The organism is Rhizobium sp. FG96 (assembly GCF_057808655.1).
Genome location: NZ_JBMDIL010000019.1, coordinates 81,217 through 106,091 on the forward strand (window position 1 = coordinate 81,217; position 24,875 = coordinate 106,091).

20 protein-coding genes and 1 riboswitch are annotated in these 24,875 nt (G+C 62.8%); of the genes, 14 read left to right on the forward strand and 6 right to left on the reverse strand.

Annotated features, from left to right (window positions below; translation table 11 throughout):
* The first annotated feature begins 43 nt into the window (after positions 1–43).
* From ACODR6_RS29235 to bluB, 3 genes are all read left to right on the forward strand, one after another.
* Positions 44–757 carry an NYN domain-containing protein gene (locus tag ACODR6_RS29235; RefSeq protein WP_489025938.1) on the forward strand — a complete coding sequence of 238 codons (714 nt, stop codon included), beginning with the start codon at positions 44–46 and terminating at the stop codon, positions 755–757.
* Positions 758–787: 30 nt separating this feature from the next.
* Positions 788–1,618, forward strand: coding sequence for a TolB family protein (locus ACODR6_RS29240; RefSeq protein WP_489025940.1), 831 nt, complete (start codon positions 788–790; stop codon positions 1,616–1,618).
* Between the two features lie 18 nt (positions 1,619–1,636).
* Positions 1,637–1,818: riboswitch (cobalamin riboswitch) on the forward strand.
* Positions 1,819–1,861: 43 nt separating this feature from the next.
* Positions 1,862–2,545, forward strand: a complete 684-nt coding sequence (bluB, locus tag ACODR6_RS29245; protein WP_489025942.1) for a 5,6-dimethylbenzimidazole synthase — start codon at positions 1,862–1,864, stop codon at positions 2,543–2,545.
* A 27-nt stretch (positions 2,546–2,572) separates the two neighbouring features.
* Here the strand turns inward: bluB and ACODR6_RS29250 are convergent, their stop codons facing one another.
* A complete protein-coding gene (locus tag ACODR6_RS29250) occupies positions 2,573–3,670 on the reverse strand; it encodes a DUF2865 domain-containing protein (protein ID WP_489025944.1) in 1,098 nt (365 codons plus the stop codon).
* Between the two features lie 126 nt (positions 3,671–3,796).
* Positions 3,797–6,109 (reverse strand): NADP-dependent malic enzyme, encoded by a 2,313-nt coding sequence (locus ACODR6_RS29255; protein ID WP_130278189.1) that lies wholly within the window; start codon positions 6,107–6,109, stop codon positions 3,797–3,799.
* Positions 6,110–6,322: 213 nt separating this feature from the next.
* Between ACODR6_RS29255 and ACODR6_RS29260 the strand changes: the two genes are divergently transcribed.
* Positions 6,323–7,126, forward strand: coding sequence for a UDP-2,3-diacylglucosamine diphosphatase (locus tag ACODR6_RS29260; protein WP_489025997.1), 804 nt, complete (start codon positions 6,323–6,325; stop codon positions 7,124–7,126).
* Positions 7,127–7,276: 150 nt separating this feature from the next.
* Positions 7,277–8,497 (forward strand): MFS transporter, encoded by a 1,221-nt coding sequence (locus ACODR6_RS29265; protein ID WP_489025946.1) that lies wholly within the window; start codon positions 7,277–7,279, stop codon positions 8,495–8,497.
* Here ACODR6_RS29265 and dgcA read toward each other — a convergent pair.
* Positions 8,449–9,432 (reverse strand): N-acetyl-D-Glu racemase DgcA, encoded by a 984-nt coding sequence (gene dgcA / locus ACODR6_RS29270; protein WP_413709617.1) that lies wholly within the window; start codon positions 9,430–9,432, stop codon positions 8,449–8,451. The two genes, ACODR6_RS29265 and dgcA, sit on opposite strands and share 49 nt — an antisense overlap.
* A gap of 84 nt (positions 9,433–9,516) precedes the next feature.
* Between dgcA and ACODR6_RS29275 the strand changes: the two genes are divergently transcribed.
* From ACODR6_RS29275 to ACODR6_RS29295, 5 genes are all read left to right on the forward strand, one after another.
* A complete protein-coding gene (locus ACODR6_RS29275; RefSeq protein WP_489025948.1) occupies positions 9,517–10,698 on the forward strand; it encodes an ABC transporter permease in 1,182 nt (393 codons plus the stop codon).
* A gap of 9 nt (positions 10,699–10,707) precedes the next feature.
* Positions 10,708–11,553: an ABC transporter ATP-binding protein gene (locus tag ACODR6_RS29280; protein ID WP_203428747.1), complete on the forward strand. Its 846-nt coding sequence runs from the start codon at positions 10,708–10,710 to the stop codon at positions 11,551–11,553.
* Between the two features lie 9 nt (positions 11,554–11,562).
* Positions 11,563–12,933, forward strand: coding sequence for an MlaD family protein (locus tag ACODR6_RS29285; RefSeq protein ID WP_413709614.1), 1,371 nt, complete (start codon positions 11,563–11,565; stop codon positions 12,931–12,933).
* 26 nt (positions 12,934–12,959) lie between these two features.
* Positions 12,960–13,577: an ABC-type transport auxiliary lipoprotein family protein gene (locus ACODR6_RS29290; RefSeq protein WP_489025951.1), complete on the forward strand. Its 618-nt coding sequence runs from the start codon at positions 12,960–12,962 to the stop codon at positions 13,575–13,577.
* Between the two features lie 97 nt (positions 13,578–13,674).
* Positions 13,675–14,328 carry a glutathione S-transferase family protein gene (locus ACODR6_RS29295; protein ID WP_130278195.1) on the forward strand — a complete coding sequence of 218 codons (654 nt, stop codon included), beginning with the start codon at positions 13,675–13,677 and terminating at the stop codon, positions 14,326–14,328.
* A gap of 3 nt (positions 14,329–14,331) precedes the next feature.
* On the opposite strand, the gene ACODR6_RS29300 is transcribed toward ACODR6_RS29295, so the two are convergent.
* On the reverse strand, positions 14,332–15,195 hold the full coding sequence (locus ACODR6_RS29300; protein WP_489025954.1) for a D-alanyl-D-alanine carboxypeptidase family protein: 864 nt from the start codon (positions 15,193–15,195) through the stop codon (positions 14,332–14,334).
* A 255-nt stretch (positions 15,196–15,450) separates the two neighbouring features.
* Positions 15,451–21,969: an apolipoprotein A-IV repeat region-like domain-containing protein gene (locus ACODR6_RS29305; RefSeq protein ID WP_489025956.1), complete on the reverse strand. Its 6,519-nt coding sequence runs from the start codon at positions 21,967–21,969 to the stop codon at positions 15,451–15,453.
* Between the two features lie 463 nt (positions 21,970–22,432).
* Between ACODR6_RS29305 and ACODR6_RS29310 the strand changes: the two genes are divergently transcribed.
* The 4 genes from ACODR6_RS29310 to ACODR6_RS29325 all read left to right on the forward strand — a co-directional run bounded on the left by ACODR6_RS29310 (position 22,433) and on the right by ACODR6_RS29325 (position 23,952).
* Complete coding sequence (locus tag ACODR6_RS29310) at positions 22,433–22,801, forward strand: Hpt domain-containing protein (protein ID WP_130278198.1); 369 nt, start codon at positions 22,433–22,435, stop codon at positions 22,799–22,801.
* A gap of 247 nt (positions 22,802–23,048) precedes the next feature.
* Positions 23,049–23,369 carry a 2Fe-2S iron-sulfur cluster-binding protein gene (locus ACODR6_RS29315; RefSeq protein WP_112716553.1) on the forward strand — a complete coding sequence of 107 codons (321 nt, stop codon included), beginning with the start codon at positions 23,049–23,051 and terminating at the stop codon, positions 23,367–23,369.
* A gap of 143 nt (positions 23,370–23,512) precedes the next feature.
* Positions 23,513–23,755 (forward strand): DUF1902 domain-containing protein, encoded by a 243-nt coding sequence (locus ACODR6_RS29320; protein WP_112716551.1) that lies wholly within the window; start codon positions 23,513–23,515, stop codon positions 23,753–23,755.
* A gap of 2 nt (positions 23,756–23,757) precedes the next feature.
* Entirely contained in the window at positions 23,758–23,952 is a 195-nt protein-coding gene (locus ACODR6_RS29325; protein ID WP_489025959.1) for a type II toxin-antitoxin system HicA family toxin, read from the forward strand.
* A 294-nt stretch (positions 23,953–24,246) separates the two neighbouring features.
* Here the strand turns inward: ACODR6_RS29325 and ACODR6_RS29330 are convergent, their stop codons facing one another.
* Positions 24,247–24,873, reverse strand: coding sequence for a DUF922 domain-containing Zn-dependent protease (locus tag ACODR6_RS29330; RefSeq protein WP_489025961.1), 627 nt, complete (start codon positions 24,871–24,873; stop codon positions 24,247–24,249).
* Positions 24,874–24,875: the final 2 nt, after the last annotated feature.

The window sequence follows — 24,875 nt, forward strand, 5'->3', positions numbered from 1 at the left end:
CCTTCCCGCGTTTCTATCGAAGCAAACGCGGGAGGTCCTGATCGTGCGTGATACGAAAGTCGCCGTCTTCATCGATACCGAAAACCTGCCGGCGCGCTCGGCGGGCGAGATCATCGACATCGCCTCCGGCTACGGACGTCTGATCGAGCGGCGTGCCTATGGCGACTTCACGCGCGAGGCTGCGCAGCCGTGGATCGCTGCTGCCGGAAAGCATGCGCTCAGCCTGCAGACGGCGGTCAGCTCCCAGTCGGGCAAGGACGGTGCGGATATCCTGCTTGCCGTCGATGCGATGGAATATCTAGGAGCTTCGGCAATCGATCTCTTCTGCATCGCCAGCAGTGATCGTGACCTCGGCCATCTGGCGACGCGCATCCGGATGCGCGGCAAGCAGGCGATCGGGCTTGGTGCGCCGAATGCTTCCAGGCTGCTGCGCGAGTCGTTCGATGATTTCTTCGAGTTGCGGCTCGCGGAGGCGCCTGCGAGCCTTCCGGCGCTGGCCAAGGTCGTGGCGCTGCAGCCGTCACCGAGCATCCGGCCCTATATCGCGCAGGCGCTGCAGACGGCGAAGCTGAGGGAGGAAGGCTGGCTCGATATTGCCGAGCTTGGCACCTTGCTGCGGCAGGTCTATCCCGACTTCAGGGCGCAGCATTTCGGCGCTCCGAACCTCAGTTCGCTTTTGAAGCGATGCGACTTTATCGAGACACAGATGCATGGCACAAACCGCATGCAAATCAGAATGAAGCGGAACGGCGGATAGCCGGACCGCCGCACAATGCGGGAGGCATGCATGCGCAGTTCGGTCGAGATCTACAATATCCGTACGGCCAAGAGCCGGGTGGTTTTCCAGACGGAGCAGCTGATCGAGGCACCGAACTTTTCGCCTGACGGGCGCTATCTGCTGCTGAACGGCGATGGGCTGCTCTATCGCTTGTCACCGGATGGTGAGGGCGGGCTGAAGCAGGTCGATACCGGCTTTGCCGCCGCCTGCAACAACGATCACGGCATTTCGCCCGATGGAAAGCGGTATGTGATTTCCGATAAGACGGAATACGGAAAATCCTGCATCTATACGCTTCCAGCGGAAGGTGGGGCGCCGAAGCAGGTGACCACCAATCTTCCGTCCTACTGGCACGGCTGGTCGCCCGACGGCAAGGAATTGGCCTATTGCGGTATCCGCGACGACGTCTTCGACATCTATACGATAGCGGTCGACGGCGGCACCGAGCGTCGGCTGACGCATGGCGAAGGCCGCAATGACGGGCCGGATTATTCCTTCGACGGGCAGTGGATCTATTTCAATTCCAGCCGGACCGGGCTGATGCAGATCTGGCGCGTTCACCCCGATGGAACCGGGCTGGAGCAGGTCACGCATGACAATTACGGCAACTGGTTTGCCCATCCGTCGCCAACCAACGACCGGGTGCTGATCCTCTCCTACGATCCTGATGTTTTCGACCACCCGCGCGACCTGCATGTTAGGCTGCGGCTGATGGACATGGATGGCGGCAACCTGACGACGCTGTTCGAACTGTTCGGCGGGCAGGGCACGATCAATGTTCCCTGCTGGTCACCGGATGGTGATGAGTTTGCCTATGTGCGCTATTTCCCGGCCACTTGAAGCGCGCCGGTAAAACGGGCAAGAGGGTTTTCGTCAGGTGCCCGCCATTGGCGGGAGAATCGGGAATCCGGTGAGAGACCGGAACGTGCCCAACGCTGTAAGGCTGACGCCTGCCGCATCATGCCACTGGTCAAGACCGGGAAGGCTGCGGCGGGCGGATGACGCCAAGTCAGAAGACCGGCCTGGCATCATAGACTGATCCCGCGCGGACGGCGGGTCGGTTGCGTTGTTGGGGATTTGACGATGCGACCCTTGAGCGGGGATGCGCTGCAGCGCGCATCCGCTTTTTCCGGTGACGAGCGCGATGCCGTCTACCGGGCGATCATGACCAGGCGCGATGTGCGCGACCAGTTCCTGCCGGATCCGGTGCCCGAGGATGTGTTGATGCGGCTGCTTTCGGCCGCGCATCACGCGCCCTCGGTCGGCTTCATGCAGCCGTGGAATTTTATCGTTGTCGACGATGCCGCTGTGAGGCGGCGGGTGTGGGAGGCGTTCGATCTGGCCAACCATGAGGCGGCCGGGATGTTCGATGGCGAGCGGCAGGCGACCTACCGGTCGCTGAAGCTCGAAGGCATCCTCAAGGCACCGCTCGGTGTCTGCATCACCTGCGATCCGACGCGCAGCGGCGAGGTGGTGCTGGGGCGTACGCATAATCCGCGGATGGACAGCTATTCGACCGTCTGCGCCGTGCAGAACCTGTGGCTTGCGGCGCGGGCCGAAGGCGTCGGCGTCGGCTGGGTCAGCATCTTCCGTGAAAGCGAGCTCAAGGAGATCCTCGGCGTGCCCGCGCATATCGAGATCGTTGCCTGGCTTTGCGTCGGCTATGTCGACGAGCTCTACCGGGAGCCGGAACTCGCCGTCAAAGGCTGGAGGCAACGGCTGCCGCTCGAGGAGCTGGTCTTCCGCGATGGCTGGGGCCGCCGCTAGGACCGGTCGACGTTCAGCCCATGCCGGTTAGTTCTGCTGTTGCTGCTGCGGCTGTGGGCCTGATGTTGCCGGGTTCTTCAGATCGATGCTGCCCTGGTCGCCTGCGAGGAATTGCGGGCCGACCTGGCGGACCTTGCTATTCTGCGGCTCATAGGGCCGGTCCGGGATCTGTGGCTGCGGTGCAGCCGGCGTTTGAGATGCCGTGGCTGCAGGCTTGGTGGTGATCGTCGTGATCGAGCCCTTCGGCGGCGGTTCGCTGACGGTCTGGTTCTTTCGCATTTGCTCGTAATAGGCGGTCAGATTGCAGGTGCAGGACGACTTTTCGCCGGGAGCGCGGTTCTTGTAGGCGAAGGCGTTCGGCATCGCGCTGTAACGGGCGCCCGTTGCGGCCGAGATCATGTTGGCGGCGTCGGTGTTCGAAACGTCCTGATAGAAGAGCTCGGTCTCGATGCCGGGGCACATTTTCGAGCAGGTCGAGGCATCGCGGCCGAAATCGATCGAGGTGGCGTTGGTGCTGATCGGGAAGAAGCCGCCGTCGCAGGTGCGCACGCACATGGTGCTGACATGCGACATCATCTCGCCGCGCGGCACGCCATATTGCGTGTTGCCTTCCTCGCCGTTGCCGAGCGGGATGAAGGTATCGCCGCGCATCGCCTGTTCTTCGGTGCTTGGCGCCGGCTCGTAGGCGCGCTCGTCCGGTTGATAGCCCGGATCGTCGTTGCAGCCGTTGTCGTCGAGGGCGGCCATCAGTTGGCGGCGTTCGTTGATATCGCTGCCGCCGGATTCGCGTAGCTGGTTGCGGCGGTCCTGGAGGTAGTGGATGTTGTCGATCATCCGCGCTTCGGATTCCTGCAGGTCGCTGCAGTAGCCGGCATTCTCGCCGCCGATGACGACCATGCTGTCGACGCTGCAGCCGTTGCTGCGCAGGTCGTTGCGCAGCTTGCGGAGCTCGAGATTCTGCTCGGCTATGGCGCTCGCATATTGGCGGATTTCCGGGCCGTTACCGATCACCTGCGGCAGGTCGGCAAGGCGGCCGCGCAGATCCTCGCAGATCGCACTCGTCTGCGCCGCCGCGGGCGCGGCAGCCGCAAGGAAAACGGCAAGGGTCAGGCTTCGGCGTTTCACGGTATCATCCCGCAGCATAGTCAAACCGGAAGCGGCAGGGCATTTGCCGCATCCATCCTGTCTAGCTGCCTTCCGTTAACAAGCTAACGAAGGAATTCTAACGCATTTTTCCGATCGACCGCAAATTCACGCCGGCTGCTGTGCCTCGACGACGGCGAGAGCCGCCATGTTGACGACGCCGCGCGAGGTGACCGACGGTGCCAGGATATGAGCCGGGAGCGCCGTGCCGAGCAGGATCGGGCCGACATGCAGGCCGTCTGTCATCGACTTGACGACGCCGAGCGTGATGTTGGCCGCATCGAGGTTCGGGAAGACCAGAAGATTGGCTTCGCCGTGCAGCGTCGTGGAGGGCATGACGCGCTTGCGGATCTCGTCGGCAATCGCGCTTTCGCCATGCATTTCGCCATCGACTTCGAGATCAGGCGCTGCATCGCGGATCAGCTGCAGGGCGCCGCGCATCTTGGTGGCGCTTTCGCTTTCGCGCGAGCCGAAGTTGGAATGCGAGACGAGGGCGGCGCGCGGCGTGATGCCGAAGCGCTTGATTTCCTCGGCGGCAAGAACCGCCGATTCCGCCACTTCTTCGGCGCTCGGATTGAACGTCACGTAGGTGTCGGTGAAGAACGTCGCGCCGCGCTGCGAGATCAGCAGGCTGAGCGCCGAGAAATCACGGACATCCTTGCGCTTGCCGATGATCTGGCGAACGTCGCGCAGATGCTTCTCGTAGCGTCCCTCAAGACCGCAGATCAGCGCATCGGCCTCGCCGCGGCGAAGCGCCAGCGCACCGATGACGGTGGTGTTGGTACGCACGATGGTGCGCGCCGCTTCCGGAATGACGCCGCGGCGGCCGACCAGCGACAGATAGAGATCGACATATTCGCGGAAGCGCGGATCGTCTTCCGGGTTGATGACGGCGAAATCGGCGAGCGGACGGATACGCAGACCGTAGCGCTGCAGACGGGTCTCGATGACCTGCGGACGGCCGATCAGGATCGGTTCGGCAATGCCTTCTTCGATCAGCACCTGGGCGGCGCGCAGCACGCGCTCGTCTTCACCTTCCGAGAAGATGACCCGCTTTTTCTCGGCAGCCTTGGCGGCGGTGAAGATCGGCTTCATGACGAAGCCGGAGCGGAAGACGAAGCGGTTCAGCTGGTCGAGATAGGCGTCGAAATCGGTGATCGGACGGCGCGCGACGCCGCTTTCGGCCGCAGCCTTGGCGACGGCGGGCGCGATGCGCAGGATGAGGCGCGGATCGAAGGGCGACGGGATCAGGTAGTTCGGCCCGAAGACCGGCGTCTCGCCGGAATAGGCGCGGGCGGCGACATCCGACGGCTCCTCGCGGGCGAGGCCGGCGATGGCGCGGACGGCTGCCATCTTCATCGCTTCGTTGATCTCCTCGGCGCCGCAATCCAGCGCGCCGCGGAAGATGAAGGGGAAGCAGAGAACGTTGTTGACCTGGTTCGGGAAGTCCGAACGTCCGGTGCAGATCATCGCATCCGGGCGGGCGGCGCGGGCGAGTTCCGGCATGATCTCCGGCGTCGGATTGGCGAGCGCCATGATCAGCGGCTTTTCTGCCATCTGCTCCAGCAGTTCCGGCTTCAGGACGCCGGCGGCGGAGAGGCCCAGGAAGACATCGGCGCCGCCGATGTTTTCGGCGAGCGTGCGGGTGTCGCTCTTCTGCGCATAGACGGCCTTCCACTGGTCCATCAAGACGTTGCGGTCCTCGTAGACGAGGCCTTCGATGTCGTGGACCCAGATGTTTTCGCGCTTGGCGCCGAGTTCGACGAGCAGGTTGAGACAGGCGAGGGCGGCGGCACCAGCGCCAGACGTGACGATCTTGACGTTGCTGATCGACTTGCCGGCAAGTTCCAGGCCGTTGAGGATGGCGGCGGCGACGATGATAGCGGTGCCGTGCTGGTCATCATGGAAGACGGGAATGCGCATCTTTGCGCGCAGCTGCTGTTCGATCTCGAAGCATTCCGGCGCCTTGATGTCTTCGAGGTTGATGCCGCCGAAGGTCGGCTCCAGCGAGGCGACGGTCGAGACCATCTGCTCGACGGTCGAGGCATCGACCTCGATATCGAAAACGTCGATATTGGCGAACTTCTTGAAGAGAACGGCCTTGCCTTCCATCACAGGCTTGGAGGCGAGCGGGCCGATATTGCCGAGGCCGAGGACGGCGGTGCCGTTGGAGATGACGGCGACCAGATTGGCGCGCGAGGTATAGTCGGCGGCCGTCTCCGGATCGTCGCGGATCGCGAGACACGGCGCGGCGACGCCAGGCGAATAGGCGAGCGCCAGATCGCGCTGGTTGCCGAGCGGCTTGGTCGCCTGAATTTCGAGTTTGCCGGGGCGGGGATAGCGGTGGAAGAACAGCGCCTGTTCGTCAAGAGTTCCACCTGTCAGGTTCTTCTCCGTCTTGGATTTGTCCTGATTATCCATTGCCTTCTCCAATACCGCAGTCATGTCGTTTGAAGCCTTCTCCATACAACAATCGGTGCGGCGGGACAGCGGGAATTTGAGGTTGAAAGCGGAAAACTCTTATGCCCGGGGGATGCGTCAAACAACCGCGCTGTCATCTTCCTGAAACACGAGTCTGATTTTGGAAGGCCAGATGAACGATGGGGCACGGGCAGGATGCCTGTGATGGATTACATGGATACGCGACACTTCCGTACGCTCTTCATTTCCGATGTGCATCTCGGTTCCAAGGCTGCCAAGGCCGACTTCCTGATCGACTTTCTGCGCCACCACGAGGCAGACACGATCGTCCTCGTCGGCGATATCGTCGATGGCTGGCGCCTGAAGCGCAGTTGGTATTGGCCGCAGGTCTGCAACGACGTTATCCAGAAGCTGCTGCGCCAGGCGCGCAAGGGTACGCGCGTCGTCTACATTCCCGGCAATCACGACGAATTCCTCCGCGACTTCCCGGGCATGCATTTCGGCGGCATCGAAGTGGCCGAGCGGATGATGCATGAGGGCGCCGACGGCAAGAAATATCTGGTGCTGCATGGCGACGAATTCGACGTCGTCGTCCGCAATGCCCGCCTGCTCGCCTATCTCGGCGACTGGGCCTATGACATGGCGATCCGCATCAATATCGTTCTGGCCGCCATTCGCCGCCGCATGGGCATGCCTTACTGGTCGTTCTCGGCGTGGGCCAAGCTGCAGGTCAAGCATGCCGTCAACTTCATCGGCGAGTTCCAGCGCGTCGTCGCCGACGAGGCCCGCAAGTGCGGTGCCGACGGCGTCATCTGCGGCCATATCCATCATGCGGTCATCGAGGAAATGGACGGTGTGCGTTACATCAATACCGGCGACTGGGTCGAGAGCTGCACGGCGATTGCCGAGCATGAGGACGGCACTTTCGAGCTGATCACCTGGAATGCGATTGCCAGCACCGAGCCTGTCACGCTGAAGCTGACGCACCAGCCCGAGCGCGCTCCGCAGGCTGCCTGATTTTCAACCCGCCATATTGCAAGACCTTTAGCCGTTGCCTCCGGGCAACGGCCCTATTTATTTTTTAAAACGTTTCAAATGGGCTATTTCTCGCCATAGTCGCCCCTAGGTTGATGTGTTAGGCAACGCACAGTTTCCTGCAGGTCCACCATGATTCCCGCCCAGAATGCCTCTGTCGATGAGGGGGCTCCGCCGCGTTTCCGGCTGCTCAGCGCCCTGTCTTACTGCGCCCCGCTGATCGTCAACGGTGTGGCTCTTCCGTTCTTCCCCGTCTGGCTTGCGGTTCACAAATTCACCGATCACGAGATCGGCGTCATCCTTGCCGTGCCGATGGTGGTGCGCGTGCTCGTGGCGCCCATCGTTGCCATGTACGCCGACCGGATGGAGGAGCGCGCCGACGTTCTCCTGTGGTCGGGCGGGCTGTCGCTGCTGACCGCGATTGCGCTCTACTGGACAACGACATTCTGGCCGGTCCTGATCGTCTACAGCATCCAGGGCGCCACCTTCGCGCCCTATGTGCCGATCGTCGAATCGATCGTTATTTCCGGTGTCCGGCGCTGGGGACTGGATTATGGGTCTATGCGCGTCTGGGGCTCGATCGCCTTCATCGTCTCGACGATGATCGGCGGCGAAATGATCGGTGTCTGGGGCGGCAACATGGTGCTGCCCGTGATGATCTTCGGCTTTGCGACGACGATGGCGATGGCGATCTATTGTCCGCGCATCGGCCCGACGCGGCGGCGCAACGTACCCGTCGATCTGCAGCAGGCGACCGGGAGTTCGCTCCGCCAGCCGCATCTTCTCGTGCTGCTCTGGGGTGTGGCGATCCAGCAGTCCAGCCACGCGCTGCTTTATGCCTTCGCCTCGATCTATTGGCACCAGCTCGGCTTTTCGGGAACGCAGGTCGGCATTCTCTGGAGTGCCGGCGTTGCCTCCGAGGTGATGGTGTTCTTCATCTCCAAGCACCTGAACCGCCGCTTCAATGCGTGGACGCTGATCCGCATCGGCTGCGCCATGTGCATCTGCCGCTGGGTGCTGTTTCCGATGCATTGGAGTTTCGCAGGCTTCTTCTTCCTGCAGTGCTTCCATTCCTGCACCTATGCCTTCGTCCATACCGGCGTGCAGCGGCGGATCGTTGCCTCGGTGCAAGCAACGCAGGAATCCTCGGCGCAGGGCGCCTATTTCTTCTATAACGGCATGTTCATGGGCCTGATGACGCTGGCATCAGGCTATCTCTATGCCTGGCTCGGTCTTGCCAGCTACTACGTCATGGCGCTGGTCGCCGCGATCGGTATGACGCTGGTCTTCGTTGCCTATTACCTTCAGCCCCAGAGTTCTCTTTCCGGCGGGAAGACAAGGGAAGCTTCGTAACGCAGGCCGGGTTCCCGGTCTCTGGCGAGCAGGAGCGGGCCGTCGAGATCGACGAATTCGACATCCTGCGCCAGCAGCACGGCGGGCGCCATCGCCAGGGAGGTGCCGACCATGCAGCCGAGCATGATCTGGAAGCCCAGCCGTTGCGCCTCGCGCTTCATCGCCAGCGCCTCCGTCAGGCCACCGGTCTTGTCGAGCTTGATGTTGATCGCGTCGTAGCGGTCGCGCAGGCTGGCGAGATCGCCGGTGTGGTGGACGCTTTCGTCGGCGCAGACGATGACCGGGCGATTGATCACGGCCAGCATCTCGTCCTTGCCTGCCGGCAGCGGCTGCTCGACGAGGGCGATGTTCATTTCGGCTGAGATTTTCAGGTGATGCTCGAGTGCCGCTTCCGGCCAGCCCTCATTGGCGTCGAGGATGATCGCCGCATTGGGGGCTGCGGCACGCACGGCGCGGATGCGGCTTTCATCGTCGCCGGTGCCGACCTTGACCTTCAGCAGTGCGCGTCCGGCATGTTCGCCGGCCTGCGCCGCCATCACGTCGGGCTCGCCGAGCGAGATCGTGTAGGCAGTGGTGAGGGGCTTCGGCGCCGTCAGGCCGATGCGGCTTGCGACGCTCGTGCCCGAGAGTTTCGATTCGAGATCCCAGAGCGCACAATCCACGGCGTTGCGGGCGGCACCTGGGGCCATCGCCGACAGCAGGTCTTCGCGAGAAATTCCTGATTCGATCAGCGGCCGGGCGGCTTCGATCTGTGCCTGGACACTTTCCATCGTCTCGCCGTAGCGGCGGTAGGGCACGCATTCACCCCATCCTTGCCCGCCATTTTCGCGCAATGTCACCGAGATCACCTCGGCGGAGGTTTTTGCACCCCGCGAGATGGTGAAGGTGCCCGCGATCGGGAATGAATTCATTTGGATTTCGAGGGACCGTGGCATATTTGCAATCCTGCAAGCATGGAAATTCTGTGGGTCTTGGGTATATTAACCCGCCGGGCGTGAGCGATGCTTCGCGAGTCGGCAATGTCGCCGCAAGCCCTGAAAGACACAAGCATTTTGAAGCCCGAGCCCAGCAAAGCCGCCTCACTCCACGTGGACGACCAAGCCAATGGCAACGGGCGGATGGTCCGTCTGGAAGGCAATTGGCGCAGCGCCAATATTCATACCGTCATCAAGGATTTCGACAAGCTGCCGCAGAGCGACGGCGACCTGACACTCGACCTTTCCGATGTCACCGACATCGATACGGCCGGTGTCTGGCTGCTGGTGCGCCTGAAGATGCAGGAGGAAGCGGCCGGGCGGCAGGTGCATTTTGAGGGCACCAATCAGCATATCGACGAGATGATCGAAGAATTCTCCCGCAAGCCGGACAAGCAGGAGACCGAGACGCCGAAGCAGAAGCCGTTACTGGAGCGCGTCTTCGCGCCCGTCGGCAAGATGACCTTCGATCTCTGGGATAATTTCTCCGCCGCCATGTACATCTTGGGTTCCGCCGTGCGCGGTGCGCAGATGAAGTTTGGCCGCGGTTCCGGTGTGTCGCCGGCGTCTATCGTCAACCAGATCGATCATATGGGCGTCCGCGCGACGCCGATCATCCTGCTGATGTCCTTCCTGATTGGTGCGATCATCGCGCAGCAGGGCGCGTTCCAGCTTCGTTATTTCGGCGCGGAAGTCTTCGTCGTCGACCTTGTCGGTATTCTGCAGCTTCGTGAAATCGGCGTGCTGCTGACCGCGATCATGATCGCCGGCCGTTCGGGCAGCGCGATCACCGCTGAAATCGGCTCGATGAAGATGCGCGAGGAAGTGGACGCGCTGAAAGTCATGGGTCTGAACCCTGTCGGCGTGCTGATCTTTCCGCGGCTGGTGGCGCTGACTGTGGCGCTGCCGCTTCTGACTGTACTTGCCAATTTCGCTTCGCTGCTGGGCGCCGCAACCGTTGCCTGGGCCTATTCCGGGATCACCTTCGCGACCTTCCTGTCGCGCCTGCATGAGGCGGTGACGCTGTCGACCGTGCTTGCCGGCATGATCAAGGCGCCGTTCATGGCTCTCGTCATCGGGATTGTCGCGGCCGTGGAAGGGCTTAAGGTCGGCGGCAGTGCCGAATCGCTCGGCCAGCACGTGACGGCCGCAGTCGTGAAGGCGATCTTCGTTGTCATCCTCATGGACGGCATGTTTGCCATCTTCTATGCGGCCATCAATTTCTAGGGTTTGAGCGTGAACGGTCAGGAAAACGAAACGAGTAGTGAGAAGGAGCGGGACATCGTGCTATCGGCGCGCGACGTCACCGTCGGCTTCGGCTCGAAGATCGTGCTCGACAATCTCAACCTCGATATCTACCGCGGCGAGATCCTCGGTTTCGTCGGCGCGTCCGGTACCGGCAAGTCGGTGCTGATGCGGACGATCCTGCGCCTTCTGCCGCGCCAGTCGGGCACCATCGAAATCCTCGGCCAGAATTTCGACGAGCTGAACGAGAGCGAGCGCAACTCGCTCGACATGCGCCTCGGCGTTCTGTTCCAGCAGGGCGCGCTGTTTTCCTCGCTGACGGTGAAGGAAAACATCCAGGTGCCGATGCGCGAATATCTGGATCTGCCGAAATCGCTGATGGATGAGCTCGCACATCTGAAGATCAAGCTCGTCGGCCTTGCGGCTGACGCGGCCGACAAATATCCCTCGGAGCTTTCGGGTGGCATGATCAAGCGCGCCGCACTTGCCCGCGCCCTGGCGCTCGATCCGGATCTCGTCTTCCTGGACGAGCCGACCTCCGGCCTCGACCCGATCGGCGCCGCCGAATTCGACGACCTCATTGCCAGGCTGCGCGATACGCTGGGCCTCACCGTCTACATGGTGACCCACGATCTCGACAGCCTGTTTTCCGTCTGTGACCGTATTGCCGTGCTCGGAAAGAAGCGGGTAATGGTGGAAGGGACGATCGACGACATGCTGGCCTACGACGATCCGTGGGTTCAGTCCTATTTCAAGGGCAAACGCGCACGCTCGATCGTGCCGCAGGAAGAGACCGCCGCCGCTCGCGCCGGCAGTCACGACAGCCGCGGGAAGTGACCGGAGACGATGGAAACCAAAGCGAACTACACGATTGTCGGCATTTTCACCGTTCTGGTGATCGCAGCGGCGTTCGGCTTCGTCTACTGGATGGCGGAATACGGCCGCAGCGGCCCGATGGCCGAGCTCGTCGTGCGCATTCCGGGATCGGCAAACGGCCTCAGCGTCGGCTCGCCGGTGCGCTTCAACGGCATCCAGGTCGGCTCGGTTAAGTCGCTGTCGATCGACGCGGACGATCCGCAATATTCGCTGGCCTTTACCGAAGTGCGCGTCGATGCGCCGATCTATCCCTCGACCAAGGCGATCCTTGAAATCCAGGGACTGACGGGTGCTGCCTATATCGAAATGTCCGGCGGCAAGGTCGGCGAGGAGAATATCCTGCAGAAGTCGATCGACAGCGGCAAGCGCGCGGTCATCGTCGCCGATCAGTCGAGCGTGACGAACCTTCTGGCGACCGCCGACAAGATCCTCGATCGCGCCAACGATGCGGTCGGGCAGGTGCAGGGCTTCGTGCAGGATGCGCGCGGACCGCTGACCAAGACGCTGCAGAATGCCGAGACCTTTTCGGATGCGCTCGCCAAGAATTCCGGCAATATCGACAGCTTCCTGCAGAGTGTCGGCCAGCTTTCCGAGACCGTCCGCAACGTCTCCGGCAAGGTGGATTCGACGCTTGCCGCCGTCGAGGCGCTGGTGAAGGCTGTCGATGCCAAGAAGATCGATACAATCCTCGCCAACGCCGAAAAGGTCAGCAAGGACGTTGCCGACGCCTCGGGCGGCCTGAAGGGCGCGATCGACAAGTTCGACCAGACGGCGACGACCTTCAACGATGTCGGCAAGAAGGCGCAGACGGCGCTCGATCGCGTCGACACGCTGATTGCGCAGATCGATCCGCAGAAGCTGAAGGGCACGGTCGACGACATCTCGCAGGCGACCAAGGATGCGCGCGTTGCCGTCGCCTCGATCCGCGACGTTGCCAATACGGTTTCGTCGCATCAGAAGGACATCAACCAGACGATCCAGGACGTCTCGCAGATGGCGAACAAGCTGAACTCGGCTTCGACGCGTGTCGACGGCATCCTGATCAAGCTCGATGCGCTGCTCGGCACCGACAATTCACAATCGCTGTTTGCCGAGGCGCGCGACACACTGGAATCCTTCAAGAAGGTTGCCGACAACCTGAATGCCCGCATCGGGCCGATCGCCGACAATCTGCAAAAGTTCTCGAGCGGCGGCCTGCGCGACGTGCAGTCGCTGGTCAACGATACGCGCAGCACGGTGCAGAACCTCAACGATGCGATCAGCAATTTCGACAAGAACCCGCAGCGCCTGATCTTCGGTGGCGATACGGTGAAGCAATATGACGGCCGGACACGCCGTTGATCTGGGGAAAGCAGGGGAAGCGTAATATGGCCGTATCGCATCTGTTGGCGCGCCGTTCATTGCTGGCGAGAGCAGCCTTCGCGCTGCCGCTGGTGGCGCTGACCCTTGCCGGCTGCGGCACGGGCGCCAAGAACGACACCTATGATCTCTCGGCTGCGATGGCCGATGGAGCCGGCCCGGCCGCCAAGCGCAGCCAGATCCTGGTGCCGGAGCCGACGGCGCTGCAGGCGCTGAACAGCGAACAGATCGTGGTGCGCGTTTCGCCCTCCGAAATCCAGTATCTGGCCCGCTCGCAGTGGAGCGACAAGCTGCCCCGCATGGTGCAGTCGAAGCTGGTCGAAGCCTATGAGAATTCCGGCAAGCTCGGCGGCGTCGGCAAGCCCGGACAGGGGCTGGCGATCGACTATCAGGTCGTGACCGATATCCGCGCTTTCGAGATCGACAGCAGCAAGGGCAGCCAGGCCGTCGTCGAGATCTCCGCGAAGATCCTCAACGACCGCAACGGCTCGGTGCGTGCGCAGAAGGTATTCCGCGCCGCGGTACCGGCCGGTGGCGGAGCGGCCGATGGCATGGTCAAGGCGCTCGACCGGTCGTTCTCGGCGGTCACGACGCAGATCGTCGACTGGACGCTGCAGTCCATCTGATAGCGGATATCGGCGGCGAACGAGAAAAATTGGCTGCCGATGTCGGAACACGAGGTGTTCGCGCGTCCTTTGCTTAGCTAGAGCAAGGAGAAGCAGTATGAACAAGCTCGTCCTCACCACCTTCGACTGGGTTCCCGATCTGCCACGCGGCTATGTACGCGACATCCGCGTGCGCTGGGCGCTGGAAGAGGCGGGATTGTCTTACCGTGTCGCGGGCATACCCTTTGCCAAGCGTGAAGCGCAGCATTTCTCGCACCAGCCGTTCGGCCAGGTGCCGTGGCTGACGGACGGCGAACTCTCGATCTTCGAAAGCGGCGCGATCCTGCTCCATCTCGGCAACAAGAGCGAAGCGCTGATGCCGGGCGACGACAAAGGCCGCAGCGAGGCGCTGGAGTGGCTGTTTGCGGCGCTGAATTCGGTCGAGGCGGCAAGCCTGCCCTGGACGATCATGATCTTTTCCGGGCAGGACGGCGATACCGCGGCCTGGAAGAGCCTGGATTCCTTCCTGAAGGCGAGGCTGAAGCATATGGAGCCGGTGCTTGCAGCGCGCGAGTGGCTGGCCGGACGGTTCTCTGTCGCCGATATCCTGATGGCGGATGTGTTGCGCCTGGTCGACCGTTTCGATGGATTGGCAGCCTTTCCGGCCTGCCGTGCCTATGTAAAGCGGGCGACGGCAAGGCCGGCTTTTGCCAGGGCCTATGCGGACCAGATGGCGCATTTTGCGGCTGCCGATGTGAAGCAGCCGGCGTAGCGATCAGTTTGCGGGAACGGCGGCGGTGGCGGCCGACGGGTCGGCGGAAGCTGTTGCGGCGGCCGGAGCACCGGTCAGTGCGGCGTCCAGCATGGCGGCCATCTTGTCGTCGCGGATCGCCGCGGTCTTTTCGCCCATGACAACGCCAACGACATGGCGGCCGTCCTTGTTGACCGAGGTTACGACGTTATAGCCGGATGCATCCGTGTAGCCGGTCTTGATGCCATCGGCGCCCTGATAGCGGTACATGACATTGTTGTGGCCGCGCAGTTTCATGCCGCGAAACTGGAAACCGCGCATGGAGAACATCTTGAACTCTTCCGGATAGTCACGGATCAGCGATGCCCCGAGCGTCGCCATGTCGCGCGCCGTCGTCACCTGCTCGGGGTCGGGAAGACCCGACGGGTTTTTGAAGACGGTATTGGTCATGCCGAGCTGATGGGCCTTTGCGGTCATCAGCTTGCCGAAGGCATCTTCGGAGCCGCCGAGCTGTTCGGCGATCGCGACAGCGGCGTCATTGGCCGAGAGAACGATGATGCCTTCGACCGCCTCGCGCACGGTGACCTTGCGGCCGGCGCCTACGGCGAGCTTGAAGGGCTCCTTGCTCTCGGCATTTTCCGACATGGTGAGCTTCTGGTCCCAGCTGAGACGGCCGGCATGCATGGCCTCGAATGCCAGGTAGAGCGTCATCATCTTGGTCAGCGATGCCGGGTAGTTGAGATCGTCCTGATTGGCGCTCGCCAACACCTGGCCCGTCTGGGCGTCCATCAGGAAACTTGCCTGTCCGGCCGCGGATGTGGAGGCCAGCCCGAGGAACAGGGAAGCGGAGAACGCTGCGGAAAGAAGCAGCGGCATGGTCTTTGGCATCGAATGTGATCTCTTCAAAACGGCGGCAGCACGCTGGCAACCTGCATAGGGTCGTGACGGAGTGACGTTGTCTGGCCCGCCGGGTTGAGCAAATCTACGGCATTATGACAAGCGTGTCTTGCTTATAAGCCCGGATTTACGGCGGCCGTTTGTCTCACTTTGCCGTGAGGCGCTTTCGATACCGCATTGCGGAAATGGAAAAGGGCCGCGGATGAAGCGGCCCTTTTCTTGTACTTAACTGCGATTTCGCTTCCGTTAGGTCAGGCGGCCCGCTGCGTGGGCCAGCATGGTGTAGACCTTGCCGGTATCCGACGTCAGGTAGGACTGGGTGATCGTCCGGTCGCGGTCGCTGCGGGCAACGTCTGCGAGCAGCTTCTCGAAATCGGCGATGTAGCGGTCGACAGCGGTGCGGAATTCCGGCTCGCGGTCATACTTGCGCTTGATCTCGTCGAAGGTCTGCTGGCCCTTCAGCGTGTAGAGGCGGCGCGTGAAGACGTCGCGCTCGCCGCGCTGGTAACGGCGCCAGAGATCGACCGAGGCATCGTGATCGATGGCGCGGGCGATATCGACGGAAAGCGAGTTCAGCGATTCCACCACATGGCGCGGATTGCGGCTGTCGGCGGCGCGCTGCTGTGCCGGTGCGGCTGCTTCGGCGCGCGGTGCTGCCGGACGGGCAGGAGCCTCTTCGGCATCTTCGTCACGCGAGGCGCCACGCAGCAGATCGCTGATCCAGCCGCCGGATTCCTGGCGGGCCGGTGTTGCGGCTGCAGGAGCCGGGGCGACCGGAGCGGCGCGTTGCGGCACTGCAGCCTGAGGCGGAGCGATGGTGCCGCGCAGCGCGAAGCCATCCTCGATCTGCGGGCGGGGTGCCGGAGCCGGAGCGGGCTGCGGGGCCGGCTGGGCGGCCACGACGGGCGCCGCGACCGGAGCAGGTGCCGGCGGAGCCTGGCGCGGCGCGGGAGCCGGGGCAGGTTGTGCCGCACGCGGAGCCGGTTCGGACACTTCGAACTGCTGAACCGAGCGGCCGACGATATGCGAGATATCCTGCAGCGCCTTGATCTGTTCGGCAACGGCGCGGCGCATGGCGGCAGCGCTTTCCTTGGCTTCCTCGGGAAGGTCGAAGGCACCGCGCTTCAGCTCGCTGCGGGTCATATCGAGTTCCTTGCGGATATCGCCAGCCGAGCGGCGGATCTCTTCGGTGGCGCCGGAGAAGCGGGCGACCGCTTCCTCGACTGCTTCGCGGAGCGATTCACGCAGCTGCTGGGCAGCGCCGTCGGAGGCGCGGCCGGCTTCGCCGAGCATGCGCTCGACATCCGACAGCGACGCCGTCAGGCCACCGCGCAGGCGGTTGGCAAGCTCGCTCGAGCGGCGCTCGGCATTGCCGAAGGTGCCGTCGATGGTGGCGTTGGCTTCTTCGCCGGCCTTGACGATCGAGCTGCGCATTGCTTCGGCAGCTTCCTCGGCGCGCTTCTCGGTATCGGAGAGAACGCGGCCGATATCGGCAAAGGACGTCTGCACGCTCTGGCGCAGATTACCGCTGACCTGGTTGGACCGCTGTTCGGCACGCTCGAAGGCGCCTTCGACCATGCTGCCGAGCGAGCGCATCGTCTTTTCGATTTCTTCCGAGCGCTGCACGAGGCCGAGCGACAGGTTCTGCAACGCGCCTTCGCGTTCTTCCAGCGTCGATACCAGGTTCGACTGGGCGGCGGCGAGCAGGCCGGAGGCCTGGGTGAGCACCTTCGAATGTTCGTCGAAGCGGCCGATGATCGAGCCGACCTGGGCGAGCGTCTGGCCGGAGATATCAGAGAGACGATCGACTTTGCCTTCGAGCAGGCGGGTCGAGGCGGAGACCATTTCGGCGGCCTTGGCGGCGGAGTCCGTGAAACGCGAGGTCGTGTCGCCGAGGCGGCCGTCGACATCGGTCAGGTCCTGAGCGGCGCGGTTCATCATCAGCGCCATCGAGGCGCTGTTGTCGGAGAGGCGCTCGATCAGCGAGTTGACGTTGGCAAGCAGGCTGGTCTCGATGGCGTTGACGGCCGTCGAGGCGCTTTCCGTGCGGGCAGCGATTGCGTTGGCAAGCGCAGCGTTTTCGGCACGCAGGCGGTCGGCGCTCTGCTCGGCGGCAGCCGCGATACGGGCCGCTGCTTCCTGGCCGGTTTCGGCGTAGCGCTCGATCATCGGGCGGGCGGTCTCGTCGATCAGGCGCGACAGTTCCGAAGAACGGCCTGCCAGCATCGAGTTGAGCTCGCGGGTGCGCTCGTCCAGCGTTGCGCGGATCGAGCTGCCGCGGGCTTCGAGAGCCTTGTCGACATCGGTCAGTGAAGCATCGAGTTCGCGGGCACGGTCTTCGAGGCCGGTGCGGATTGCCGTGCCGCGTGCTTCGAGCGTGCGATCGACATCGGACATGGTGCTGGCGATCGTCTCGCTGGCGGTGGCGATCGTCGTGCGGATCGCGTCACCACGGGTCTCCAGCGACGACTGGGCGTCGGACAGAGCCTGCGAGATGGCGCTAACCTGGCCGCTGACCAGCGTTTCGGCTTCGGCGACCTTGTTGACGATGGCGTTGCCAGCTTCCGAGAAGGTCTGGGCGACGGCGGCAGCCTGACCGGCAAGGCGGTTCTGTGCCTCGGAGACGCGGCCGACGATCTGCTCGGAGCGCTCGTCCATCGAACGGGCGAATTCGCCGCTCTTGGCATCGAGCGTTTCGGTGAACTGCTGGCCGGTGCGGCCCATCAGGTCGGCGGTGCGCTGTGCTTCGGCGTCCATGCCCTGGGCTGCGTCGGCAACGGCATTGCGCAGCGTCGAGGCGAGACCAGCGGCCTTGCCTTCGATCGTCTGGTTGACGGCTTCGAGGCCCATGGTGAGTGCGCGGTCCATGGTGGAGAGGCGCTCGCCGAGACGCTCGCCGCCGCGATCCATGGTGTCGCCGAGATTGGAGGTGCGCTCGTCGATCGACGACGAGAGCGTAGCGGTGCGCTCATCGAGCGAGGACGTCAGGCGCGCCGTGCGGTCATCGAGCGACGAGGAGAGGCGGGCGGTGCGGTCATCGAGCACGGAGGAGAGATGCGTGGTGCGCTCATCCAGTGCAGTGGTCAGGTTTGCCGAGCTCGCTTCGAGCGAGGCGTTCATCTGCGAAGCGCGGACGTCGAGGCTGGCTGCGAGGCTGGAAGCCTGTGCATCGATCGAGGACGACAGGCTGCGGGCGCGCTCTTCCAGCGTCGAAGCCAGGCTCGCAGTGCGATCGTCGATTGCGCCGGTCAGCGTGTCGCTGGTGCTTTCGAGAACGGTGGTGACGCGGAAGGCGGCATCATCGCCGAGCTCGCGCAGCTGGTTGATGCTGTCGGAGAGCGTTTCGGAAAGACGCGCGCCGGCTGCATCGACCTGCTCGGCAACGCCGCCGACACCATCGCGGATGCGGTTTTCGAGTGTCGTCAGACCAGCCTCGACGCGCGAGCCGGTTTCGGCAAAGCGCTCGGTCATGCCACTGACGGAGTGGTCGAGATGGGTCGAGAAGGTCTCGGCCGTGCGGGAGATTTCGGCTGCAGCACCCTGGAAGCGTTCGGCGATCTGGCCGGCGCCCTCGCGCAGGCGCTCGTCGAGGGCGCGGGAGCTGTTGTCGATCGTCTGGCGCAGCGATGCCTCGTGATCTTCGAGCGACATTTCGAGCATGCTGGTGCTGGCGGCGACCGAAGCGCTGATCGTCGTTGCCTGTTCGGAGAGCGTGTCGCTGATCTGCGCATGGGCTTCGCCGAGAGCCAGGCTGATGGCGTTGGTACGGTCTTCGAGTGTCGAGCGGATGCGGTCATGCGCCGAGGCGAGGCCGCCTTCGATGCGTTCCGCAGCGTCGCCCGTGAGGGTCTGGAAGCGTGCTGCTGCGTCGCCGGTTGCCGCTTCGATGCGGTCGGCGGCTTCGCCTGCGAGCGACTGCATGCGGGTCGCTGCACCACCGGTGACGGCTTCGATGCGATCGGCTGCGGCACCGGTCAGCGTCTGCAGGCGGCTTGCGGCATCACCGGTCACAGCCTCGATACGGTCTGCAGCTTCACCGGTCAGCGACTGGAAGCGGGCGGCGGCGTCGCCGGTCACGGCTTCGATGCGGTCGCTGTTGCTCGAGAGCGAGGAGTGCAGGGCGGCTGCATGTTCGTTCAGCGAGCGCTCCAGGCGATCCTGGCTGTCGATATAGGCGCTGCGGATCGCTTCCGACTTGTCGGCGAAGGCGCCGGCAACGCGGGCTTCGGCACCGGCAACGGTGTCGAGCATCGCATTGGCGCGGGCTTCCAGCGCGCTGTCGAAGCGGCTCTGGCTGTCGTCGAGCGAAATGGCGAGCGCCATGGTCTTCTCGTCGAGAGCGTCGGAGAGACGATCGTGATTGGCGGAGAGCGTATCGGACAGGCGGGCGTGGTTTGCCGAAAGCGCGTCGTTCAGCGCATTGGCACGGTCGGACATGGTGCCTTCGAGGCGCTCCTGGGCGGCGTCAAGCGAAATGGCGAGCGCCATGGTGCGTTCGTCGAGCGCGTCGGCTACGCGGTCGTGGTGGCTCGATAGCGTGTTTGCGAGAGCATTGCTGCGCTCGGCCATGGCGCTGTCGATGCGCTCATGCGCGGAGTCGAGCGCCGTGGTGATCGCAGCAGCGCGCTCGGAAATGACGGTGTTGAGATCGTCGGCGCGGCCGAAGGCGGAGCTGATCTGGTCGGCACCGGCGGAAACGGCAGCAGTCAGTTCAGAGGTCGTCGTCAGCAGCGTGTCGCGGAATTCGGTCGAGCGGGCCGAGAGATTGTTATGCAGCTCGGACGTGCCGGCGGCGAGCGCCAGCGAGATTTCGCCGGTGGCGCTGTGCAGGGCCGAGGAGAGGTTTGCTGTATGCTCGGCAAGACCGGCCTGGAGACCGGATGTGCCGGCTGCCAGCGCCTGCGAGATCTCGCCCGTGGCGTTCTGCAGCGTGGTGGTAAACTCGCTGGTGCGGCCGGTGAGGTTGCCGTGGAAATCGGCCATGCCGGCGGCCAGCGCGTCGTTGACGTCGCTGGAAGCGGACTTGAGGGTCTGGTTGATTTCCTTGGTGCGGGCGGCGAGGGCCTCGGAAATTTCCTCGACCTTGCTGCCGAGCGAGCTTTCCAGCACTTCCTGGCCGGTGCCAAGTGCGGTTGCCAGCGCGAAGGACTGGTCGGTCATCGAGGCGCCAAGACGCTCGATGCTGGAATTCAGGATGCCGTCGATCGATTCCGAACCGCCTGCCAGCGTTTCGTTGATGCGGGCGAGGCTTTCCATGAGCTTGGTATCGAGCGAACCGGCGCGCTTGTCGAAGGCGGTCGCGAATTCGGCGACGCGCTCGTCGAAGGCCGTCGACATCTGCGCGACGGTGCTCTGCAGGCGCTCTTCGAAGAAGCCCGAACGCAGGTCGAGGTCCATGATCGCGTCGTCGGCGCTGGACTGCAGGCTCTGGCGGAAGCTCGCGCCACGTTCGTCGAGCGCGCTGTTGAGCTTGGCGAGAACGCCATCGAGCGAGCCGGTTATCTCGCGTTCGCTGCCGGTCAGCGTCTCGTTGATCTCGCGGGTGCGGGCGATCAGGATTTCGTTCAGCTGGCGGGCGCGGTCGTTGAGGGCAGCGTTCAGCTTCTCGGCGCTGCTGTCCATGGTGGAGGCGCGCGTCTCAAACTGGCTGAGCAGGTGTTCGCCGCGTTCGCTAAGGCTGGAGGTCAGCGTATCCAGGCGCGTGTCGAATTCATGCGCTAGCGCAAAGCCGGAGGAGGTCAGCGTCTGCAACAGCGAATCCGTCTTGGCGGCCAGCAGCGTGCCGAGCGACTGGATGGCGGCTTCCGACTTTTCGGTCAGCGTTGCAGCGCGCGTATCGATCATCGAGGCGAAGGCTTCGCCAGAGGTCGAGAGGCGGACGGCGATTTCTTCGGTCGCCAGCGACAGGTCTTCCTTCAGCTGGTCGTGAACGCCGACGATCGAGCTGCGGATGCGCTCGGCGTGATTGACGATCGCTTCGCGTTCGGAACCGAGCTCATGCACGAGACCGCGCACGCGCAATTCATTATCGGCATAGCTGCGCTCGAGCGCGTTGACTTCGGAATGAACGAGCGTTTCGAGCTCGGAAGCGCGCGCGATGGTGCGCTCGATGCCTTCATTCATTGCCGAGACTTCACGGCGCACGGCCTGGCCGACCGTCATGATGCGTTCGGAGGCAATGGTTTCCGGCTCGGCAAGGCGCAGGGCGACCTCGGCCATCGAGCGGGCAGCGTTGCGCATGTCCTGCGCACGGGAAATCATGATTGCGAAGGCGTAGAAGAGCAGGACCGGCACGATGATGCCGATGATGCCGGCGATCACGCCGGGAAGCGCCACCAGATCGGCGATCGAACGGATCTGCCAGATCTGCGGCGAATAGAGCAGGGACATCAGGCCGATGCCGCCGACGATCCACAGGAGCGAGAAGAGCGTGGCGTTGCGGATGGCTGTGCGCGTCGAGCCACCGTCGAGCGACTTCAGAAGCGTTGCCGGGGTATTGCGATTGGCGTCGTTGGCCGGCGCGAAGGCCGGGGCACGGGGGGCGGGCTGTTCTGCAGTCTTTGCGCGGCCGCGGCGGCGCTGGCTGTCGTCCTGTTCCTGCTGATTACGCGCAGATGGGTTCTCAGACACATTGGCCTCCGGGGCGTCGGGCGTTTTGCCGCTGCGAGACGGCGCTTTCTGCTGGCTGAAGTCGATCTGGAGCGCCTCGTCCAATGCCTTGAACGCCTTGTCCTCGATCGACTCGTTGTACTTGTTGTTCGCCATTCCGTTACGCCTCGTTACATCTCAGCCGGTTCAGCCGCTGATCCGGGCATCGCCGCGCCCGGACGTCAACCTTTTGCTCTGACCTTACCATCCGAGACGACGGACGGATAAGCATGTCATTTCAGAGTGGATAGCCGCTTTTTCAAACGGACGGTATCAAAACATTACCATTATCCACTTGGCCCGCAAAGGCGCGTAGCACAAACCCACTGTACCAGTATCGTAGTGACACATCCGGGCTTCGGAGACAATTAACGAAGGCTTGCTAATCACCCGCCGTTAAAGGGTTGTTAACATGATTTAACGGCAGAGCCTGTTGAAAAACCAATAATTTAGCGATGTTTAACGGATATTAACCATAGCGGGAGAATCCCGCCCTCAATGTGCCGGAATTTAACGCGATCGCCACGCTCCAACCGCACTATTGAGTTCAACCGCGGGGATAAAGACGGGAGTTTGGCACATGGCAGCAGTCAGTATCGCGTTCGAAGCGCCGGATAATTCGAAGGGGCCGTGCCCCTCCAAGGTCCGTCCGATCGACCTGGTGCATCTTGCAAAGCAGACGATGGGCGACAAGGCCCTCGAAATCGAAGTGCTCCAGATGTTTGCGCGCCAGGCGCGCGCGTGTCTCGGAGAAATCGCCTCCGGCGAGGCGAAGAAGATCGTCGCAGCCGCCCACCGGCTGAAGGGCGCGGCAAGCGCCGTCGGCGCCTTCCGGGTCTCCGAGACGGCTGAAATGCTCGAAGAGAATGCCGGCGATGCGGCATCGATGGCCGCCGTCGGCGCCGCCGTCGTCGAGGCGGAAAATTTCATCCTGAAGCTCAGCCGCTAGGAGCAGAGCATCGGTCTACAAAGCTGGACCCGCTGCGCCATTCCGAAACAGCAAGTCTGTTCGCGTGAACAGCAAGTCTGTTTTAGGGCACAGCGGGTCTTTTTGTGACCAGCGGCATGACGCAATCAAGAAAGCCTGTCGCTTTTAAGTATGGGATGAAGAGCGCGAGACGGCCGATGTTGACTGGCTCGCAGATTTGTTGGAAGAAAAATTCTGATCCTCCCTCATTAAGTTACCGGAAATCAAAATGCCCAAACTGACCATTGTCGCCTTTGACGGCACGCGCTTTGACCTCGACGTCGATCAGGGTTCGACCGTCATGGAAAATGCCGTGCGCAATTCCGTCCCGGGCATCGAAGCCGAATGCGGCGGCGCCTGCGCCTGCGCGACCTGTCATGTCTATGTCGACGAAGAGTGGGTAGAGCGCGTCGGCCCGCCGGAAGCGATGGAAGAAGACATGCTGGACTTCGCCTTCGACGTCCGGCCGAATTCGCGTCTTTCCTGTCAGATCCGCATGAAGGCCGTGCTCGACGGCCTGACGGTTCACGTTCCGGAACGCCAGGCGTAATCGACGCCACTACTGAAAATTCACTTCCATTCAGCTATATATGTGCACAATAGGCGCCGTGCCCGGCACGGCGTCTGCAGGCTGCGGGAACGTAGCATAGGCAGGATCAGCCCGGGCGTTTGCCGGGCGGGAGAAGTGACGGCATGAAGCATGTATCCATTTTCGTGCGCGCCGATTGGGATGACGAGGCCGGCGTATGGGTTGCGACCAGCAACGATATCGACGGTCTTGCAGTCGAGGCCGAGACGCTTGAGGCGCTGAGCCCGAGGGTTCTCGCGGCGATCTCCGATCTCCTGGAACTTAACGGCATCTCGTCTGATCTCGCCGAAATCCCGGTCCACATCATGGCTGAGCAACTCGCTCGCGTTCCCAATCCGAATTTCTGACGATGGTTGGCTACCTTCGGGAACTGAAGGAGCTATTGCGCAAGGCTGGCTGCGACTATGTGCGGCCGGGCAAGGGCGATCACGAAATCTGGTATAGTCCGGTTTCCAAGCGGCATTTCACCGTCGATTACGGAACCAAGTCCCGACATACGGCAAACGAGACCTTGAAACAGGCCGGTCTTCCGAAAGCTTTCTGAGAGAAGAAGTGCGTTCCAAAAAAAGCCTCGCGCGCCGGATGACGTGCGAGGCGAGGCGGGCGCATAACCATCGGACGAGGGAGGACCGTCCGCGGCTTGGAACGCGCCAGGAGAACCCAGAGACAAAAGATCAGGTCGTTCACACCTGAACTTTCGAATGTGTTCATATTAGCGCGCCTCAGTTGAGTCGCCTATCGCAAATTTTTACCATTGAGAGGCTGGGGAGGGCGTAAGTTTCGCACAGGTTTCGTTGTGCAGCTAACGATCAAACATCGTCTTTCGCCTGGAAATGCGCTAGTTTTTGCCGCCCGATGCACCGATTCGGTTGTTCAACAAACGTAGCATCCGGTTTTGAAAGTTGACCGCCTCGACCTTGTCGAAACGCGCCTGAAGTCGGTCGTGCTCATCTATACCGCGAGCTGATACATCCGATACCAACTCCTGCATGGTCTCGCAGCTGCGCTGGGCGGGCAGGCTCAGGATCTGGCGCTCCATGACGCGAGCCTGATTGCGGGCGATTTCGGCGTGGCGCTCCTCGTGGCGCTTGATGTCGCTCGAGAGCGCATCCCAGATCATCGACAGTTCCTTCGATGCGCCCTTGCGGCTGCGCCAGCGCGGCAGGATGATCTGCGTATGCACAGTCACCTTGGCGCTGCCGACGCGGCAGCGACCGTCATGCTGGACATAGGTCGCTTCGCCGCCGAAGCGGATCTTGGTGGCGCCGGGATGGCGGGCGGATGAGCCGTTGGCAGTCGGGCCGCGGGTGCTGAGCTGCTGATCGAGCTCGTCTGCGGTTTTTCCGCGGATATCGAAATAGGAATAGCTTTTCGTCGCGACCACGGCCGCCTGGGCGGAAGTGCAAAGGGCAATCGTCATGGAAAAAGCAAGGAAGAGACGCATATTACGCGATGCGGAAGGCATTC